The sequence below is a fragment of the Neobacillus drentensis genome, from assembly GCF_021560175.1.
Classification (GTDB): Bacteria; Bacillota; Bacilli; order Bacillales; family Cytobacillaceae; genus Neobacillus; species Neobacillus drentensis_A.
This window is the reverse complement of the sequence record NZ_CP091110.1, coordinates 2795314-2813870: the sequence shown is the minus strand read 5'-3', so window position 1 is coordinate 2813870 and position 18557 is coordinate 2795314. Positions and strand designations below refer to the sequence as shown.

Below are 18557 nucleotides of genomic sequence, written 5' to 3'. Positions count from 1 at the left end.
GGGCTTCATTTGAAGCCCTTATTTCAGTAAAGCACCCGTTGCCCCCCGTTAGTGGAAGATGGGTGCTAAAATTAGCATGATGAATGAACAAAAAACCAGAGAAATACCCACTTTTTTCGGGAGCTTTTCCCTCCCTGCTGATTTGTAAAATCCTGAAAATTGGAGTTTATTTCTATACAATACAAAAAGTAAAATCAGGATTGAAAATCCAACTAACAAAGCGCCATTGGTATTATCTACATTTACTCCAAAACTTGCATATTTTAACTTTACGATATCGCCCATTAAACCACCAAGAATAAGAAGTATTGCTATAATACGAATAAATTCCAAGATTACTCTCAATTGAATCCGTTCCCTTCCGAAGTAAAAAAATAATTACCAGAAAGCCCAATCCTTGCTCAACTCAACTGTACGTTACCTCAAAAGAAATTAGTGTCTCACTTGTTGTCATAACATACCCCGTTAGCTTTACAAGACATAATTATTAATGTAAGTCAGCAAAGACATACATAAATGTAAAAACAAAAAAGAAGGTCAGAACCGCACCAAATATTGTCTGGTTCCTAGTATTTCTTTCTTCTTTTATTTTCTTTAACAAGGAAACGAGATTTAAAAACCACAGAACTCCTAACATAGGTAGTACAAACCATAAAAAGAACAGAACGATAGGCATAGGCTAACCCCTAACTTTTTGGTATGATTTCCTAATTATCCTATTCGGTTTCCAATATATTTTTACCTTCTTTCTTCAACCATCCTGCCTCAGTTACTTTAAGTGCGTTTTTTCACCAAGTTGTGCCAAAACAAGCCGTTTCCCAAAAGGAAACGGCTTGTTTATTGTTAACCCTCTAAATTTTGATTTTGTGTTTTGTTTTTTATTGAATTATAGATGTTTATGACGTACTCGAGCAATTGGAGAATGATGTACTTCAATATTGTAAAAAAGAAATTGTAGAGAATGTGTAAAGTTATACTTTCGAAGAATTTCTCGATGCAATCGCATCTTTTATGAAGTGAAAGGAGAGAGAATATGTGTCCGTCTTATTAAGTTCTAGCGGGAACCCCATGTTTCTACAAAAAACCAAAGACACATTAAAGCCTATAGTGCGAGAAAATCTGACGTTTTCTCCTGATAGTCAAGAGTTTGAATTCATTTTGAATTTTATATTACAGGCATGTTAGGGTCCTAACACACTGGTATCAGTATAGAAAAAACATCCCAGCAAAAGATGTGGTAGTCCCTGTGCAATCACTAATAGCGGGTAAATTTTCTCCTATTTTGCCCTTTCAACAATAAAGCTGCCAGCGACATGAAAAAGGACAGTACCAAAATTAATGTAAATGAGTACCGTCCTTTTTTTAATGATTATTCAACTAACTTCAATAGTTCAAGTTCATTCCTTCACAATGTTCTCTAAAAATGAGATATCCTTGCTGCGCTGTATAGGTCTACTACGTAATAAAAGAGTTACTCCACAATCTGGCCCGATTGTGGAACAAGTTAAAATTTTTTTCTTCAACTAAACTGCCATTTAGCCTAAGTACATTGATTCACAATATCATCGAAAGATGACGTAATAATAAATTTATGAATTTGGATTAAACTACTATAAACTGAAACAGGAGAACAAAATATGGCTAACCGATTTGAAAAAAAGGTTTTAAGGATATTATTTGTTTTTGGAATCGCCACATTTATAAATTTAGTTAGAAAGCCACCATTAAAAGATTGGTTGATCATTTTTTTATTAAAAAGCTACATTGCTTCAATATTGGATAATCTTCTAGTAAAAAAAGGCTACCTTAAATATCCAGTTAATTTATTTAAAACTTTTGACATTAGTGTTTTATTTAGTTACTTACTTTTCCCTGTAAGCTGTATTTACTTTAATCAATTGACCAGAAAATCAAGTAACTTAGGTATTATTATTAAGGCGTTATTATTTAGTGCCCCATCTGCATTAGCAGAGGATTGGATTGAAAAAAACACAAAGTTAATTAGCTATAAAAAATCATGGACATCAATACATAGTTTTTTTTCAATTGCCACAACCTTTATTATGGTCAGGTATCTTATGGGGTTAATTAGGAAATTATCAAAGAAACAAACAGAAAACACACAATAGTTTACATCCGAAGCGTTATTCAACGCTTCATATTTATGCCTTCTTTTCTTTCAAATGCAATTCCTTCTTCAGCTAACCTGCTCCGTAAGTTCAATAAGAAATCAACATTGTTCTTTAACATAGCCAATTTAAATAAAAAAGCTACCGTTTTGTGGTAGCTAATCGACAAACAAAAAAATCTATCTTTTGACGATTCCCATCGAATTCAGTGCTTGGCGTAAAGTGGAATAGGTAGAAACACCATTAAATTCGAGTCCTAGCCGTACTGCTGTTTGTGCGATCTCAGGTCTAACTCCTGAAAGAGTAGATGTTACCCCCATTAATTCCAATCCTTTTATCAGTTGAAAAATCTGTTGTGCTACCATTGTATCAATCATGGGGACGCCTGATAAATCAATAACAAGAAAATCCACTCCCAGATGGGCACACTGGCTCAATGTTTTTTCAAGCATTACCCTTGCCCGTCTAGTATCTATTTCACCTACCAAAGGAAGTAACGCTACCTCGTTATCGAGAGAAATAACTGGTGAACTCAACTCCTGTATAAGTTCCCCTTGCGCAGATAGTTTTCTTTGTAGATAGTATTGATGCTCTTCAACAAATCCTAACATAACTTTATCAAATGCTTTTAAAATCACTCGATTCCAGCTATCGATCACTTCATTGGAATACTCATCCATATGTAAAACGACAAAATCTTTAATATAATCGAGGTACTGTTCCCGCACCCTGAAAAATTCTCTTAACATAAAATGGATGGGGGTCTTTAAATGCTGCGGATCTTGCGCAATCGAAAGGATCCATTTTTGAAATTCTTCTAGGAACTCTGTTTCTTCTTTAATAAAAACCTCACAAAGATGTAAATGGAAATCAAAGTTTTGTTTTTTTAAAGTATTGATTACTTTAGGGTCATCCGAGGCATATACTCCTGAAGAGTCTTTTTTATCTAGAGAATTATACCATTCCTCTGTTAGATCTCTTGCCTTAGCCAATAGAAACGAGTGTAATTCTTTATTTTTATGCAACTTCAATACCCCCTCCATCAATTCAATCTAATAGTAAGTAAATTTTACCTTATCTTATCATTTAAGTCTTGCTGCATGCATCTGTTTGTTGTACTTACCTACTATGTTCGTATAAAATTTCTCTTTCTAACCTTGTCCAAGCCTCTTATTTTAGTATTCAGGAAAAAGGAGAGCGATGGTGAAGAAAAATAATTTCGCCATACTTTTATTTCTTGTTGGTGTAGTAGTCGGTGCACTTGGTTATTATTTCTTTACAAACGTATTTATCCCAAATATGATGTAATCTAAAGCATTTTCTATGAATCAGACACCCAAAACAAACATAATAGTTAGACGGGGAAGTCCGTCTCTTTTTATACTTATTTAGATACAAATGTACAACTCAAACCAATGAGTAGGGAAAATTGCAAGGAAGAAATACACTGGAGGAGAAACTATGTCTCACCCTAACAAAAATCGCTTTCTTTTTATTACTGCTGTTGCTTTGGGAATATTGTTGAATCCATTGAATTCGTCGATGATTGCCGTTGCGCTTTCCCGCATCCAAAATCAATTTTCTCTTTCGTTTACGGATGCATCTTGGCTGATCTCCACTTATTATCTTGCCAGTGGTATCGGTCAGCCGGTAATGGGGAAGCTCGGCGATGCGTTCGGCCTTAAGAAAATGTATTTACTCGGTCTGATTATGATTGCCGCCGCATCCTGTGCGGCTCCTTTTTCCCCGAGTTTTGGCTGGCTGATTGGAATCAGGATTATCCAGGCCATCGGAAGTTCAGCTCTTTTCCCGGCAGGAATGGGAATTATCCGCAAATCCATCACGGAAAACCAAGCACAGGCACTGGGGGTCCTTTCGATTTTTTCATCCGTGTCGGCTGCATTGGGTCCCTCTATCGGTGGGTTTCTCACCCACTACTGGGATTGGCAAGCAATCTTTTTGGTTAACTTTCCATTTATTTTGGCAGCCTTTTTTCTGGGGCTTTTTATTCTTCCAAAAGATAAAAGAGATCAAAGCCGGAAAGTCACCATTGATTATGTCGGAATCCTTCTGTTTGCCTTGTCCATTTTAAGTTTGCTCTTGTTTTTGCTGTCATGGGAAATTGGAGTTAACTGGGGTGAACTTTTGGTAAGCCTGATTTTTATCTTCGTTTTTTATAAATACGAAAGCAAACAATCGCACCCATTTATCAATGTAGTAGCTCTTAAAGAAAACCGGAATATGAGTTTTGTGTATGTGCAGTTTATCCTGGTCAATGTGATTTTCTACTCGATCTTCTTTGGGGTGCCGCTCTATCTGCAAAATGTTCGCCATTTCGATTCCAAGACGACGGGTCTTATTATGCTTTCCATTGCCGGTTTCGGAATTATCGTGTCGCCACTTGCTGGCCGATGGATTGACAAACGTGGTTCAAAACCTGCTTTAATCACAGGGACATCCTGCATGATTGCAGGTTCCTTGCTTCTTCTTACTATTCACGGTTCATCGACGGCGGCATGGATCTTCTTTTCATTATCGGTCCTTGGCTTAAGCAACGGCTTCAACAATCTTGGTTTGCAGACGGCCCTTTACTCCTTTGTTCCTCCTGCCGAAACCGGTGCGGCTTCGGGGCTTTTTATGACGTCACGATACATAGGAACGATTTTTTCTTCTAGTTTATTGGGTATTCTGTTTGGGAAGGATTTTTCAACAAGCCATTTTCATGTAATGGCGGTCATCTGTGTGATCATTGGAATTTTGATTATGCTGTTAACACTACGGATGCCACAGTTACAGAAGCAGAGGCAATAGCAACAGGGACACCGAATTGTGTCCCCTTTTGGATAACTGAATTCATGGAAAAGCGGATGCCGGAACGGTTTAAATAAACAGGATTTGTTCCCAACACGGTAAACCAGAAGCCGGAACGGTCAAAATAAACAGGTATTGTTCCCAATATGGTAAAGCTGAAACGTGAATGGTCAAAATTAATTGGAATTGTGCCTATCACGCTAAACCAGAAGCCGGAACGGTCAAAATTAATCGGAATTGTGCCTAACATGCTAAAGCTAAAGCCGGAATTAAATTCCAATACAAGATAATTTGACTAAGAAACTATTCGGTCTTTTTGTTGAAACTATAAAATAATAAGCATTCAACACCTCATTGAAATAAGTTACGTTCTAGAATCGTAAATTTTTTAAAAACCAGTTTACATTTATCCACAAATATTTTATTATCATTATTAATAATGATAATAAATTAAGCACTAAGTGATGATAAGAACAAAAAGGCAAATTTAATCCTGCATCTGATTTGAAAGGACTTGTAGTTTTGTTTCAGAAATACATTTATAATACACCGGGTAAAGGCTAAATACGGACGATTACAACATTTAAGATTCCGGATGCGTAGAAAAGGAGCAGATTTCATGAGTTATAAAATCAAAGAAGAGAATGCTGTAATTCACAGTGAAGTAAAACTTTCAGGTACACTTACCATACCGATTGGAACAGAGGAAGTTTATCCTGCTGTCCTGATTATCCCCGGAAGTGGTGGAGTGACCGTGATGGGAACGTCCCAAAATTCAAAATGGGGATCTATAAAGATTTGGCTGATTTCCTAACAGGCCTCGGTTTTGTTACACTCCGCTATGATAAACGCGGCACCCACCAGAGTGAGGGTGACGCCTATACACGTGGATTCCGGGACTTGGCAAACGATGCAACCGCTGCCCTTCGCTATCTTAAACAGCATCCAAAAGTAAATGAAAACCAAACCATTATCCTTGGCCACAGTGAAGGGGCACAGCTTTCACCAGCGGTTTACGCCCAGGAGCCTTCTGCCGGAGTGATCCTTTTATGTGGTGGGGCGATGCCTATGCAGGAAATCATAAACTGGCAGCGCCAACAGGCGTATGATGCCTTAAATCAACTTGGCGGATTTAAGGGATGGATGATTCGAACATTACATGCAACAGAAAAAGCAAAAAAGACAAATGCTAAATTTGATAGAAAAGTATTGAACAGCACTGCGGAGACCATGAGGGTATTCGGAAAGAAATTTCCCGCTAAATGGCTGCGAGAGTTTTACCAATATGATGTATTTGCAGACCTCCGTAAAATCACCTGCCCTGTTCTTGTTATAGCCGGTGAAAAGGATTGCCAGGTACCGCTCGCTGCCTGTGAACAAGTCATTCCTTCTGTGTCAGGTGAGGTGGAACTTCATGTCATCAAAGATATGACTCATATTCTAAAAAGCTGGTCCGGCATCATGGACGCCTCTAACCCTTTGAAAATTTATAAGCAGTTATTAGAAGAGCCTCTTCCAGAAGAATTTAGGAATTGCTTGTCCGCGTGGCTGGGCGACCATATTATGGGTAGAGATATTGACAGCAAGCAGATTGTTGGCAAATAGAGAGACTATTTATCATGGTTTTGACTAAAGTCTTAATTACAAATCTGTAAATCTGGGGTTATAGACCTTTTTTATCTGTCGGAGCTCATCATTCTTGTTGCGTACAGGGGTTATGAACCCTTCTTATCTGTCGGAGCTCCCCCTTCTTGTTGCGTACAGGGGTTATGAACCTTTCTTATCTGTCAGAGCTCCTCCTTCTTAGACCGTACAGGGGTTATGAACCCTTCTTATCTGTCGGAGCTCTTCTTTCTTGAGTTGTTCAGGGGTTATGAACCCTTCTTATCTGTCGGAGCTCTTCCTTTCTGTTGCGTACATGGGTTATGAACCCTTCTTATCTGTCGGAGCTCTTCTTTCTTGAGTTGTTCAGGGGTTATAAACCCTTCTTATCCGTCGGAGCTCTTCCTTCTTAGTCCTTACAGGGGTTATGAACCCTTCTTATCTGTCGGAGCTCTTCCTTCTTAGACCGTACATGGGTTATAAACTCTCTTTATCTTCCCCCAACAGTATCCAATAAAATCGTCGTAAAGTAATGGACTGTTCTACCATGCAGTCAGTTTCCATCAAAAGAGGGTAATGGCTAAACCATTACCCTTTCTATCTACTCTCTATCAGCGAATTTTTCCAATCTTTCCAACTTCACTTCAAATCTATTAATCATTTCATGTAATTCCTCAAACCCATGCTTACATTCCTGTAGTAGAGTTTTCAATGCTCTTTCCCTGACTACTCTTCTTATGGCTTGACTAACTAATCTCCCATCTTGTCTCATCTGCTGGACTCTTTCTAAATCAGCAATATGAGTATCATTTAAATATTCAAATTCCTTTATTAAACCATATTTTCTGTACTCGTCTCTAAGATCCGCTAATAATGATTTGCTGACACCAGTCATTTCCCTTACTACCTTATCCGGATACATTCTACCAACCCCTTAAGTAGTTCTTTACTAGAATCTATTAAAGATAGTTGGGATTTATACCACCACAAAGCAAATCCAAGCCAGGCAGTTTCAAAGTTCAAAGCAAATGGCTCAGTATCCGGACTGAGCCATCTGCTTTTTCAGTTCAAAAAATGAACCAAATACCATCAAATTTTGAGGTCATTAAAAGGAAAATGAACAAACTATAAGCAAGGCCAATCGGCCCACTTCTTATTTGACTATTACTTTCCCAACCATCCCCTCTTGGAAATGGTACCGACATATCAGATCATATGTACCAGAATTTGTCGGGCTCACGGAAATGGTTTTTTCTTTTCCAGGCTGGATTTCTTCGTCAATTCGGAGCTTTTCCACAGTGAAGGTGTGCTCTTTCCTACCATTGTTCTTCAATATCAACGTTGTCGTTTTTCCATTCGGAATGGTGATCGATTTTGGATTAAAGTAATCATCGTTCAACTCGACCTGAACCGCTGTTACTGGTTGAGCAGGCTGTATTACGACCTCAGATTCCGCAGTTACACGGAGTGAGCTTGTAGTTGTCACACCCACCATCATCGCGAACAAAACGACCAAGCCAGTTACCCACTTTTTCAAAAACATTTCTATCCCTCCTTTCCTAAGACTATTTTTTTCCTATTTATAAAATATTATTAGATAAGGTTGGGTTCACAATAAAAACTAGCAGCAGCAGGTATCTAAAACAGCTATACACCGTTTCTTATGCACAAGCATCAGTCAAATTCTTACCAAAAGATATCGTCCATAGGTGGAATCGGTTGATTTTCGATTTCTTTTACTTCCTCTGTTATGTCAATTGATCCGTTCACCATTACCTCTTCAATTAATGTTCTCCGATACCCCGTTTCATGTTTAATGCTTTGAATGTATTGATGGGCAACAGCTGGGATGTCTTGTTTGTTCCGTGCTGAAAATCTTCCTCTAACAAATAGCCCTGTTCCTTCAATTTTTAAATGTACTTCTAAGTTAAACTCCATATCCGAACACCTCTTTCTTAATTATTATAGAACAAATGTTCTTATATAGTATATAATAAATAACTGGAAGTATTCTCTAAATAGGTTTATTGGCTATTGTCCCATACTCATTACTTATTTCGGTACTTCAACGTATCGTCAAGTTATTTAGGAAAAATAAATAGGTTGAAAGCTCTTCTATGAAAAGACTATTATTACAAGGTAGGTAAAATTTTAACAGTGCGTTGAAGGCGAGGAATAATTATGCATGTATTTACTATAAGAAGAATTTTTATGACGGTGATTGGAAACTTATGTATCGGAATTGCCGTTTCCCTATTACGTTTAAGTCATTTTGGAACTGACCCTTTTAGCACGATGAATTTAGGGGTAAGTGGATTTTTACATATTTCGTTTGGTGTTTATCAATTAATCTTTAATTTATTCATACTTATTATTCAATTTATTTTTGTTCGGAATGCCATTGGGTTTGGTACCATTGTTAACATGGTTGGAATTGGTTTCATTTCCGATTTTTTTGTAAATGGTTACCATGTGCTACTCGGCCCTTCTCCGCTGTTCATTACAAAAATTATATTCCTCCTTATTGCTGTAGTCTTGATTGGAATCGGTGTTGCCCTTTATATGACTTCCGATTTGGGCATTTCTCCATGGGATGCTATGCCGCTAGTCATTCAAAAATTATCGCGTAACAAAATACCATTTGTCCTCGCTCGAATGATGGCAGATGTAATAAGCGTAGTGATTGGTTTTTCCTTCGGGGCCATTGTGGGGATTGCCACCGTCATCATGGCATTTGGAACCGGCCCTCTTGTCCAATACTTCCGGAAGCAGCTTGCAGAACCATTGTTACGAAATAATCACGCAGCCTTACCAGCGTCAGTTGACCTTCCTAAATAATGGCTGAAAAACCTCTATTTCAAAATAGAGGTTTTTTTGGGATGCAAGGCCCTCATTTCCTAGGCAAGCGCATGATTTGACAATATCGGCGAATGCGGGACTTATCTTGATCCAAGCCAGTCCTGCTCGAGTTTAAATTGCATTTTTATTTAAATGCATTTCTTCAATACATCTGCCGTTGACCATTTTAAAAAAGTACGTAAAATGGGACTCTAGAACTTTTCCGTTTTTGTGCTCATCCGCATACCATAAAGTATCGGTTGCATAAACGGAAAGGAGGAGTGGATGTTGAGCAAGGAGAAAAAAGGAAAATCAATTTGGCGCCCCTTATTGGCAGCACCTGCTTTATTTTTTCTTGCGCCTGTTTCCATCGGATTGTATCTAACACATCCCTTCCCGGCAAAAACCCTGAAAACACCGAAGGAATACGGTCTTGAATTCGAAGAGATTGAATTTTTCAGCCGAAAAGATCAAGTTAAGCTTTCTGGCTGGTGGATTCCAGCAGCTTCCAACCAAAGCAAGAAAACGGTCATCACGGCTCACGGATATATGAACGAACGAGCCATGGAAGGAATTGAAGGACTACAACTCGCCAAAGTTCTCGCGGAACATGGATATAATGTCCTGATGTTTGACTTTCGTAATGCAGGCAAGTCGAAGGGAAGAACCACAGGGATTGGATATTTCGAAAGACACGATTTGTATTCAGCGATTGACTATGCCATTCAAGAAAAAAATCAGGAAAAGATTGCTCTCCTCGGCTGGAGTATGGGAGCTGCTGCTGCTCTTATTGCCGGATGTGAACATCCTGCTGTTTCCGCCATCATTGCCGATAGTCCCTTTAGTGAATTAGGACCTTTTTTAAAAGAAAATCTTTCTCACTGGACCAAGCTGCCCAAAAGACCTTTTACATCGATAATCTATCACTCGATGCGAATACTCCTCAAAATCGACCCCACTGAAGTATCACCCATTGAACATGTAAGAAATACGAAAGGAAAATCGTTTTTCCTTATTCATAGTAAAACGGATGAAGCGATTCCTTATGCAGAGAGTGAAAAAATCGTGCAAACGATCTCATCTGATAACCATAAAGAATTGTGGCTGACGAAAGATTGTCAGCACATTAATTCCTATCTTTTAAATAAAAAAGAATATACACACCGTGTACTCCGATTCCTGGAAAATCACTTAAAACTTGGCTAGGCAGTAAACAGCAGAGGGATCTCTTTTAAACATCAAGCTTTTCTTAGATTTTCCAAATTTAGCGTTATCTAATTTTCTCCTTCTCTCTCTTGTGACGATACAGATGTAAAAAGAGCGATGACACCACTGTCTGTCATCGCTTTTCTTTTGCTTATCATCATCCCTACTTATTACAATTCGTGTCTACCTGCCCAGTTGCACTAGAAACCTTTGATCCCATGAAACTTTTCGGGAATTTTTCCACTTAGAGTTTATTTCTATCAGCTAAATATTTAGCATACAAAATTGTATTTTTGGCTACATCTAATTCAAGACTATATATATTAGGTGGGCCTGGTCTCCAATTCACTTCAAAAAGCCATAGTTTTTGATTTGCATCTATTCCGACGTCAATCCCTAATTCATCCAATTCACTGTCATATAAAGAATCAAAATGATTTGAAAAACTGATTGCAAACTGTTCAAGATACTTTTTCATATCATACCAGGAGTCACCAAACTCTTGTTTTAAAAAAATATCCAGGTAAGTACTATAACCTCCACTCCCCATATTAGAAGTGATCGTCCCTAAACGCCCGATCCTTGGATAAATAGAAGTAATCACCCATTTTCCTTCTCCATTTTTTTGTACATGCAACCGGAAATCAAAAACATGTCCAGATTTTGTTTGACTCGTAATAAACTGTTGAACGACGTAATCTTGTTCTCTTATTTTTGGCGATAACCAGTCTAGCATTTGTTTTTCATTAATAGATGATTCCTCTCCGGCTTCATTGATTTTATAATGATTAGAACCATCTTTTTCAATAAAAACAACGCCGCCGCCTTGATGGCCAGATAATGGCTTGATGATCACCTTTTGATAACGATTGATCATGTCTGTAAAAATCTGAATGTTTGTTAATTCATAAAAAGGAATAAGATATTGTTTATATTTTTTTGCTCTTTTTATTCTGTTATATACAGATAATTTGTCCCCAATCGAATGACTTGTAAACGGAATCCGCTCATACAAATAATCAAAGATCGGTCTAGTTTTCTCAGTTTCTTTATAACTTGCATTATAAATGACATCAGGGAAAGGAAATTCCTTTTCAATCCATTGTCCATTTTCATAGGATTTTCCTAAGATTTTCTTTTGTTTTATATTCACCTTCCCTGGGGTAAAGTAAAAAAAGGTTACACCTTCTGCTTTGGCTACAGCGGCATATGCATATGCTTTCTTTACTTTACTTGGATCTTTACGATGATGAAGCATGCCTATTAACGTCATTTTGCTTCTTCTCCACCTCTCCAAGTTCTGTTTCTTATAAAAAGACGATAATCATTGTTCATTCATTAAAGCTCACGATGAACATCATACACATTATTTATCACTCGGAAATGTTAAAGAGATTCAAGGTAGAAACGGATATTGCTGGCTGCTTGCATGGCAATTTTTTCCGCCTCTATTTTATTATCTGAGGATGCCAAAATATATCCCAAGCGATCTCCCATTGATAAAGGCGGTCGTACGATCTGGCCTTTTCGGGGCTTTATATACACCTCTTCGACACCTGGATAATTAGAACTGAGTTCTTTCCCCGTTACCTTTATTAATTTTCCCCTAGAACCAACGGTAAAATAATGTGCGTATACATACTTACTGTATTTTTTAGTAAGGCAAGGCTCATTTCCTAGCATTAATTGAATGGTTTCCTCTACTAAATTAATTCCATATCCCACTTCAATGATTCGATTCATCGCTCCGCCTGAGATTCGCGGGTTAATTTCGATTAATTTCCACAACCCATTTACCATGCGCATTTCTAAGTGACAGGCACCATTTTTCATTTGAAAAGCCTTTAAAATGGAACTTACGGTCTCATAGATACTATTGTATAAACGCGGATTGATATATGGTAGTAAACAATATCCGTTTACGATAAATCGTTGTGAAAAGGCAATCTGTTGTTCGATTATTGCCACAATATGAACTTTTCCATTGTGGACAAGAACTTCAATTAAATATTGAGGTCCTTCTAGATATTCCTCTAGTAAAATCTGTTTATTATTTTCAAGTAATTTTTGCATTGCCTGCTTTAACTGGTTCACGTTATTGGCCAAAAGAACATCTCTTGAGCCGGCAGATGTGGGAGACTTTACAATAAGTGGTAAATGATCTTTAGCTTGTTCAATAAAATTCTCTAATGGATAATCTGGTGTATAAATTTCATAGAGGGAAGATAGTGGATGGTCTTTGAGAAGTTCACGGGTTAAAACTTTATTTTCCATTTTTAATATGGCTTCAGTAGAGACTATACTTGAACAATATTCTTCTGATAAAGTTGCTGCTACATGGACAAAAGGATCTACAAAACTAAGTATCCCTTTTATTTGTTTACCCTGTTTTTGTAGTTTGCTAAGGTTGTTTTTTAATTCATCATAATTAGATAGATCCACTAAAATCATTTGATGGACATCAGGGAATTCTGTTCTTTGTTGAATGTATTTTTGTTTATTGGTAAATAACACCGTATAATAGCCGAGTCGTTCTGCGGCTTTGATTGCTTCTCTGCTTGACCCAGATTTGTTCGTTTCAATAAATACAATAGTTTGCATACGTTCATCATCCTACCTTTATGGTTTTATGTAAGAAGATTTAGCTTTAACAGCAATGTGGAAGAGTAAAGTACAAACGCTTTCCTTTTTAATATATTGTCTTATGACAAGTTTGGTTTGGACAATCATACTAATTCTTAAGACCGAAATTTAATAAAGATAAAAATAAAAAGAGCGGCTGCAATAGGTGCAAATCGCTCTTCAAAAGTAAGATAAATGGAACCGTGTTGTGGGTTAACTGCAGTAATAGTATAAAGAACATTCCATAATGAGAGCTGTTCTAAAACTTCCTAATTTTCTCCCCTTAGATAATCGATGATCTCATCGAAGTCATAGCCATTACCGGCCGTTTTGAAATAAACAATATCATTTGGGAGTAAAAACAAATCAAAAAAATTCTTTATTTCATCTACTTCTGTAAAATGATAATGCGATTTTACTCCCGCCTCTATTGCTGGCTTTGCAAAATCTTTTGCAATCGATCCTTTCGTAATAAGAACATCAATCCCCAAGTCACCTACCAGATGACCTGCCTTTTCGTATTCTTCATCTGCATATTTTCCAAGTGCTTGCATTCTTCCCAAAACAACAATTTTTCTTTGAGCTGCCGATGCGATCTTACATAATGTTTCTAATCCTGTTCTTAAGGAAGCAGGATTGGACTTCCAAGTATCATCCACCAATGTAATTTGATTTCGCAGTTTAATAATTTGAAAATGGGATCCCATGTGATGATAAGTGGATAATCTTTTTAACGCATAGTTAAGATCCACACCTAAGCTCGCAGCTGCAGCTAATGAAGCGGCTGCATTATAGACATTATGCTCCCCTAGACCTGGTATATATCCTTTGTAATCATTTTGCTTATATTCAACCCAATAAGTCATGCCGGATGTATTATATTGAATCCTTTTTATTCTAAAAATAGCATTCTTGTTTTTTCCGAATGTTATAATCTTCCCTTTAAACTTTGAAGTATCTATGGTGGAGAGATATGGGTCGTCCTTATTTAGAATAAGCGTTCCCTCATTGTTCATTCCTTCCATAATTTTTACTTTTTCTGCTACATAATCATCGAATGATCGAATTTGATCCGTATGATCCACATCAATCATTGTCAAAATCCCAATCGTTGGGTAAAAATACTTACAGGATTGTGTCATATCCCCTATTTTAGATACAGCTGTCTCAAACACGGCCACATCCGTATCTTCATCAATTCCCAGTAAATAAGAAAGATTGTAATAATCAGCATTTTTGCTCGATATTGTTGCTTGGACATTGTGTTTATCTTCTAAAATATGTTTTAACATTTCCTTCGTAGTTGACTTTCCGCATGTACCTGTAATGGCAACTACAGGAATGTTAAACAGATGTCTGTAATATGAGGTGAATTTATAGAAACTGTCTTTCAGATCTTTTACCATAATGATTTGCTCTGAATGTAATCGATCCATATCTGAAAATGGTTTATCTGTAACGATAAATACATTCTTGTACCTTTTTATCTTTTCAACAGGTACTTCTTTGTTGTTATAGCGAAAATACAGCGTATGACTACTAATTTCAGATCTGTCATCCGTGACCGTCTTAATCCGTATCCCTTTTTGCTTTCTAGTAGGCTGAATGTTCATGGCAGTTAAAATGTTCTCCAATAATAATGTCTTCAAAATCTCCCTGCTACTAAAAACATAAACAAATACCATCATTTATTTATGCTAGATTATTTCCTGCTTCTTAGAACCCGATCTCGCCACTTGCTCGCTACTATCGTCTGCACGGCTCTCCACAGGCGTTAATTCGGATGTAGCCCACCCTATATCTATACATTACCGTTAAGTGATAATGGTATAGTCCATGGCATATCTCAGATTTAAACTCGCATTAAAATCTCTTTCTATTTCGATTCCACATTGGTCACAAATGAAAATCCTCTCAGATAAGGACAGGCTCACTTTCTTGTGCCCACAGCAAGAACAAAGTTTAGAAGATGGAAAGAATCGACCTACGAGTCGCAATTCAATCCCATTCTGCTTGCATTTTTGTTCCAAGCATGTGCGGAAATAATAGAAATTTTGTTTTCTAACGCGATCGGCAAGATGTTTGTTCTTTAACATGCCTTTGATGTTCAAATCTTCAATCGTAATGTATGAGGGTTTGGCTTTCACCACTCGGGTTACGACATCACGGACATATTCTTTTCGAATATGGGTTAATCTAGCATGTATTTTTTGAATCACCTTTACTTGTTTTTCAATGTTTTTATAGCAGGATTCACCACCTTTCTTTTTGTTTTCATATTTCCGGCTAAGCTTTCGCTGCTGACGTTTTAAGCCTTTTTCTAGCTTCGTATTTCTGGGTGAAAGGTTTATATTCCTATATATATCCGCATTACTGCAAACTGCAAAATTCTTTATGCCTACATCGATTCCAATTCCATCATTGTTGTTGATTGTCTTTTCTTTAGGCACCACTTCACATAAAACCGATACATAATATCGTCCTGCTTTTTGCGAAACCGTTCCGCTTATAACTTTGAAATTTGTTGGAATATAACCGAATTCCTTCAGCTTAATCCACCCCAGGGTAGGAATCTTAACCCGATGGCGTTCGATTGTCCAATCTGTTTTATTGTTCTTTGGAAAATAAGCTTTCACATCTTGATTCTTTTTCTTTTTGAATCGTGGAAATTTTGCTTTCCCTTCAAAAAAGTTTCTAAATGCTTTTTCGCCATTCATAATCGCTTGTTTTACTGCTTTACTAGATACTTTCTTGATCCAAGGGTCGTTTTCTTTGGTATAGATATTATTAAGCCATTTAGAAAAATCAAATCCACTTATAAATTTCTGTTCTTTTTCGTAAAGCTCATGATTTCTTTCCAGATATAAGTTGTAAACATAGCGGCAAACCCCTATCGTTTGGGTCACTTTCTCTGCTTGATTGGAAGTCAATTCAATTTCAGTTTTATAGGCCCTTTTCATAACTCATTAACTTCTTTCAATTTCTTTTTGTATTTTCTTAAACACAAATACGACAAGAAAGAACATGAATAATTGAAATTAAGTCCTAAACGGGTTCTTCTTTTGGGAGAGTCGGTTTCATTGTTCACAATAACCATTTCCACTCCACATTTTTGCAAAAGACCTTCAAACCATTCAAATCCGAAACGTACAAACCGATCTTTATGAGAGATAAGAACAGTTTTGATTTCTCGCTTTTGAACCCAGTCGAGCAATTCATTCCATTTCTTTCGCTTATAATTTAGTCCACTCCCAATATCGTTCAGGATCTCATCCACAATCCATCCCTTGGAATTGGCAAAATTCCTTAAAAATTCAATTTGGTTTTCTAAATCTTTTTTCTGATTGCGGTTGGATACTCTCGCATAAATGATCGTCTTACCTACTTTATTTTCCTTTGGAATCCCCCTGTATTCAAGATCCTGCGTTTCGGTATAGTACCTTCTTCCTTTAGGGTTTCGATAGGCGACCAATTTACCTTCATTAGCCCATCGGTGAAGGGTAATGACACTTACGCCCACTATAGACGCACACTCTATCGGTTTGTATATTTTTTCCATATTTTAATTTTATTACTTTTGAAGAAATTTGTATGTGTTTTAAGTCACTGTTAAATATCTCCTGAGGTTCCTTTTATGAAAAAAGCATCTCTCCCAATTGCAGTAATTGAATCACTATGAATTCAAAGCCTAATGTATCATATGATTTGCCCCCTCATGCAGGTGTGTGATAAATACACAGGCAAGTATCGGAAATATTCTTCTTCGGTTTAGTTTATGGGTGAAGGAAAGTAAAAGTTAGGTGATAAATTACGTTCAACCGTTAGTTAGATAAAAAAAAACCGCCAAATTTATGGCAGCTAGTTCAATGAATATTATGCTTTCTAAAATTACCGCCCTTCACTTCTGCTACATCATAAACGGTAACAAAGGCTCTTGGGTCTATTTCATTGATGATTTCCTTTAGTTTAGTTTCCTCTAATCGGTTAATGACACAGGTAATTTCTTTAAATTTTTCATGGGAGAAACCGCCATAAGCTTCTTTATACGTTGCACTTCGACCTAACCGATCCCGGATAGTCTCTACCAGTATTTCGGGTTGAGTGGTGATAATTTGAAAGCCTTTCGAACCACTTAGACCTTCTTCGACAATGTGAATGACTTTCGAAGCAATAAAGTAAGCGATGGCCGAAAGAATCGCTCCTTGCAGACCAAATACAATTGCAACGAAAATAAACACAAATATGTTTAAGAAAAGAATCAGATCACTGGTACCAAACGGTAATTTCCGAGATAGAAGTACGGCAAGCATATCAATACCATCTAATGCACCGCCATTACGCAAAGCTAAGCCCATCCCAACTCCAAGGATAATCCCGCCAACAACGGTAATTAACAATGTATCCCCATCAATAATAGCTGGAGTATGGTGAAAGAGGAGTGTACCAACCGCTAGTGAAGCAATTCCGATGATTGAAAATAGGGCAAAGCTTTTTCCAATTTGTTGATACCCTAACCAGATAAAAGGAACGTTTATAATGGCAATTAGAACGCCTAATGGTAAATCAAATAGTTCTGAACCAACGATACTAAGACCCGTCACTCCCCCATCCGATACGTTGTTTGGAATCAGGACCGTTTCTAGTCCATAGGCAGCGATAAATCCCCCGATAATGACCATTAATCCTCGCAGGATCAATTTTAGTTTATTTGGTTTATGTATTTTGTTTGTCTCCATCAAATTCCTCTCTTCCATTGTGTTTTAGAACTTATAAATTTACATCGATTTGAGTGGTAATCACGTCTTCTTTCGTGATCCCTAAAAACTTCAGAGTCTCTGCTGGTGTAGAATGGTTAAAGTGTTTTTGTAAAAGGGCAATCGAGACACCTTGTTTGAACGCATGAAATCCAAACGTCTTTGCCAGTGAATTCGTCCCAATTTTCTCTTCTATGCCTACTTTTACTGCAGCTTCATGAATAATTCGATAGGCCTGTTGCCGCGTTATCGGTTGTTTAAACTTACGTGATTGGAATAAATACATCTGTTCTTCTCTGTTGACTTGATTTAAGTATGAGACTACAGCTTCCTTCACTTTGTTATTTAAAAATACGGTTTTCCTCCTTTCACTCTCCATTTCTGAGTAATGATAGAAATCCTTGATTTCTCCTTCACTATTAAAAAGTTCCTGTACCTTAATCAACAGCAGTTCAGATATTTTTAGACCTGTATTAATTCCAACCACAAACAATAAATAATCCCGGTAGGATTGTTTTTTTAGGTGTTCTTTCATGGAATTGATTTGTTCTAGGTCTCTAAGTGCATCAACTGTTTCCAACTTATCATTACTCCT

18 protein-coding genes and 1 pseudogene are annotated in these 18557 nt (G+C 37.1%); 6 read left to right on the top strand and 13 right to left on the bottom strand.

Translation table 11 applies throughout. The features are described from left to right. Positions 1-48 precede the first annotated feature (48 nt). Entirely contained in the window at positions 49-333 is a 285-nt protein-coding gene (locus tag L1999_RS13045) for a hypothetical protein (RefSeq protein WP_235743936.1), read from the bottom strand. Between the two features lie 1304 nt (positions 334-1637). Between L1999_RS13045 and L1999_RS13040 the strand changes: the two genes are divergently transcribed. Then, on the top strand, positions 1638-2129 hold the full coding sequence (locus L1999_RS13040; protein WP_235743935.1) for a CBO0543 family protein: 492 nt from the start codon (positions 1638-1640) through the stop codon (positions 2127-2129). A gap of 179 nt (positions 2130-2308) precedes the next feature. Here L1999_RS13040 and L1999_RS13035 read toward each other — a convergent pair whose 3' ends face one another. Next, positions 2309-3154, bottom strand: a complete 846-nt coding sequence (locus L1999_RS13035) for an STAS domain-containing protein (RefSeq protein ID WP_235743934.1) — start codon at positions 3152-3154, stop codon at positions 2309-2311. Between the two features lie 436 nt (positions 3155-3590). Here L1999_RS13035 and L1999_RS13030 point away from each other — a divergent pair, with 436 nt between their 5' ends. After that, complete coding sequence (locus tag L1999_RS13030; RefSeq protein ID WP_235743933.1) at positions 3591-4940, top strand: MFS transporter; 1350 nt, start codon at positions 3591-3593, stop codon at positions 4938-4940. Here L1999_RS13030 and L1999_RS13025 read toward each other — a convergent pair. After that, positions 4891-5190, bottom strand: coding sequence for a hypothetical protein (locus L1999_RS13025; protein WP_235743932.1), 300 nt, complete (start codon positions 5188-5190; stop codon positions 4891-4893). The genes L1999_RS13030 and L1999_RS13025 overlap by 50 nt on opposite strands. Before the next feature lie 369 nt (positions 5191-5559). On the opposite strand from L1999_RS13025, the gene L1999_RS13020 reads away from it, so the two are divergent. Next, on the top strand, positions 5560-5754 hold the full coding sequence (locus tag L1999_RS13020; RefSeq protein WP_235743931.1) for a hypothetical protein: 195 nt from the start codon (positions 5560-5562) through the stop codon (positions 5752-5754). Beyond that, the gene (locus L1999_RS13015) at positions 5739-6545 is read left to right on the top strand and encodes an alpha/beta hydrolase (protein WP_235743930.1); all 807 of its coding nucleotides are present in this window, start codon (positions 5739-5741) and stop codon (positions 6543-6545) included. The genes L1999_RS13020 and L1999_RS13015 overlap by 16 nt, the downstream gene beginning before the upstream one ends. 598 nt (positions 6546-7143) lie before the next feature. Here L1999_RS13015 and L1999_RS13010 read toward each other — a convergent pair. The 3 genes from L1999_RS13010 to L1999_RS13000 all read right to left on the bottom strand — a co-directional run bounded on the left by L1999_RS13010 (position 7144) and on the right by L1999_RS13000 (position 8480). After that, complete coding sequence (locus L1999_RS13010; protein ID WP_235743929.1) at positions 7144-7464, bottom strand: hypothetical protein; 321 nt, start codon at positions 7462-7464, stop codon at positions 7144-7146. Positions 7465-7695: 231 nt separating this feature from the next. Beyond that, entirely contained in the window at positions 7696-8085 is a 390-nt protein-coding gene (locus tag L1999_RS13005; RefSeq protein ID WP_235743928.1) for a cupredoxin domain-containing protein, read from the bottom strand. Positions 8086-8228: 143 nt separating this feature from the next. Next, entirely contained in the window at positions 8229-8480 is a 252-nt protein-coding gene (locus L1999_RS13000) for a hypothetical protein (RefSeq protein ID WP_235743927.1), read from the bottom strand. Positions 8481-8723: 243 nt separating this feature from the next. Here L1999_RS13000 and L1999_RS12995 point away from each other — a divergent pair, with 243 nt between their 5' ends. Beyond that, entirely contained in the window at positions 8724-9380 is a 657-nt protein-coding gene (locus L1999_RS12995) for a YczE/YyaS/YitT family protein (protein ID WP_235743926.1), read from the top strand. A 285-nt stretch (positions 9381-9665) separates the two neighbouring features. Next, positions 9666-10586, top strand: coding sequence for an alpha/beta hydrolase (locus L1999_RS12990; RefSeq protein WP_235743925.1), 921 nt, complete (start codon positions 9666-9668; stop codon positions 10584-10586). 244 nt (positions 10587-10830) lie between these two features. Here the strand turns inward: L1999_RS12990 and L1999_RS12985 are convergent, their stop codons facing one another. From L1999_RS12985 to L1999_RS12955, 7 genes and pseudogenes are all read right to left on the bottom strand, one after another. After that, positions 10831-11859 (bottom strand): YheC/YheD family endospore coat-associated protein, encoded by a 1029-nt coding sequence (locus L1999_RS12985; RefSeq protein ID WP_235743924.1) that lies wholly within the window; start codon positions 11857-11859, stop codon positions 10831-10833. Between the two features lie 113 nt (positions 11860-11972). After that, positions 11973-13187, bottom strand: coding sequence for an ATP-grasp domain-containing protein (locus L1999_RS12980; protein WP_235743923.1), 1215 nt, complete (start codon positions 13185-13187; stop codon positions 11973-11975). A 290-nt stretch (positions 13188-13477) separates the two neighbouring features. Beyond that, positions 13478-14857 carry a Mur ligase family protein gene (locus L1999_RS12975; protein WP_235743922.1) on the bottom strand — a complete coding sequence of 460 codons (1380 nt, stop codon included), beginning with the start codon at positions 14855-14857 and terminating at the stop codon, positions 13478-13480. A 165-nt stretch (positions 14858-15022) separates the two neighbouring features. Next, positions 15023-16168 carry an RNA-guided endonuclease InsQ/TnpB family protein gene (locus tag L1999_RS12970; protein WP_235743921.1) on the bottom strand — a complete coding sequence of 382 codons (1146 nt, stop codon included), beginning with the start codon at positions 16166-16168 and terminating at the stop codon, positions 15023-15025. Further along, positions 16165-16767: pseudogene (locus L1999_RS12965) on the bottom strand (IS607 family transposase). The gene L1999_RS12970 and the pseudogene L1999_RS12965 overlap by 4 nt, the downstream one beginning before the upstream one ends. Before the next feature lie 304 nt (positions 16768-17071). Next, a complete protein-coding gene (locus L1999_RS12960) occupies positions 17072-17944 on the bottom strand; it encodes a YitT family protein (RefSeq protein ID WP_235743920.1) in 873 nt (290 codons plus the stop codon). 31 nt (positions 17945-17975) lie between these two features. Next, positions 17976-18542: a tyrosine-type recombinase/integrase gene (locus tag L1999_RS12955; RefSeq protein ID WP_235743919.1), complete on the bottom strand. Its 567-nt coding sequence runs from the start codon at positions 18540-18542 to the stop codon at positions 17976-17978. Positions 18543-18557: the final 15 nt, after the last annotated feature.

Bases quoted from the DNA above. Each gene is read 5' to 3' on its own strand.
- L1999_RS12990 (WP_235743925.1), top strand. From the start codon at position 9,666: ATGTTGAGCAAGGAGAAAAAAGGAAAATCAATTTGGCGCCCCTTATTG.
- L1999_RS13030 (WP_235743933.1), top strand. From the start codon at position 3,591: ATGTCTCACCCTAACAAAAATCGCTTTCTTTTTATTACTGCTGTTGCT.
- L1999_RS13000 (WP_235743927.1), bottom strand. From the start codon at position 8,480: ATGGAGTTTAACTTAGAAGTACATTTAAAAATTGAAGGAACAGGGCTA.
- L1999_RS13040 (WP_235743935.1), top strand. From the start codon at position 1,638: ATGGCTAACCGATTTGAAAAAAAGGTTTTAAGGATATTATTTGTTTTT.
- L1999_RS13005 (WP_235743928.1), bottom strand. From the start codon at position 8,085: ATGTTTTTGAAAAAGTGGGTAACTGGCTTGGTCGTTTTGTTCGCGATG.
- L1999_RS12970 (WP_235743921.1), bottom strand. From the start codon at position 16,168: ATGAAAAGGGCCTATAAAACTGAAATTGAATTGACTTCCAATCAAGCA.
- L1999_RS12995 (WP_235743926.1), top strand. From the start codon at position 8,724: ATGCATGTATTTACTATAAGAAGAATTTTTATGACGGTGATTGGAAAC.
- L1999_RS12980 (WP_235743923.1), bottom strand. From the start codon at position 13,187: ATGCAAACTATTGTATTTATTGAAACGAACAAATCTGGGTCAAGCAGA.
- L1999_RS13025 (WP_235743932.1), bottom strand. From the start codon at position 5,190: ATGTTAGGCACAATTCCGATTAATTTTGACCGTTCCGGCTTCTGGTTT.
- L1999_RS13010 (WP_235743929.1), bottom strand. From the start codon at position 7,464: ATGTATCCGGATAAGGTAGTAAGGGAAATGACTGGTGTCAGCAAATCA.
- L1999_RS12960 (WP_235743920.1), bottom strand. From the start codon at position 17,944: ATGGAGACAAACAAAATACATAAACCAAATAAACTAAAATTGATCCTG.
- L1999_RS12985 (WP_235743924.1), bottom strand. From the start codon at position 11,859: ATGACGTTAATAGGCATGCTTCATCATCGTAAAGATCCAAGTAAAGTA.
- L1999_RS13020 (WP_235743931.1), top strand. From the start codon at position 5,560: ATGAGTTATAAAATCAAAGAAGAGAATGCTGTAATTCACAGTGAAGTA.